Here is a 246-nt window from a genome sequence, read left to right on the forward strand (position 1 = left end):
TTACAATCCTTACTTTACCCATTGCACCATTATAACCTGCAACGCTACCTTTTAATACTAAAACACCATTTTCAGCGTCAAATGAAACAACTTCATTTTTAACAGTAACTAATTCATTACCAAAATGCCCCGCCATTTTGCGTCCTTTTTGAACACGACCTGGCCACTCGCGGTTACCTATAGAACCTGAGCGTCTGTGAAAACGGCTACCATGACTTGCTGGACCACCTGCAAATCCGTGTCTTT

Annotated in this window: 1 pseudogene; it reads right to left on the reverse strand. The window is 41.9% G+C overall.

Going from position 1 to position 246, the window contains the following annotated elements:
• Window positions 1-246: pseudogene (locus KJQ99_RS10240) on the reverse strand (50S ribosomal protein L3); the annotation flags it as partial.

The sequence above is a fragment of the Campylobacter sp. 2018MI13 genome (assembly GCF_018501135.1).
In the GTDB taxonomy this organism is placed as follows: Bacteria; Campylobacterota; Campylobacteria; order Campylobacterales; family Campylobacteraceae; genus Campylobacter_E.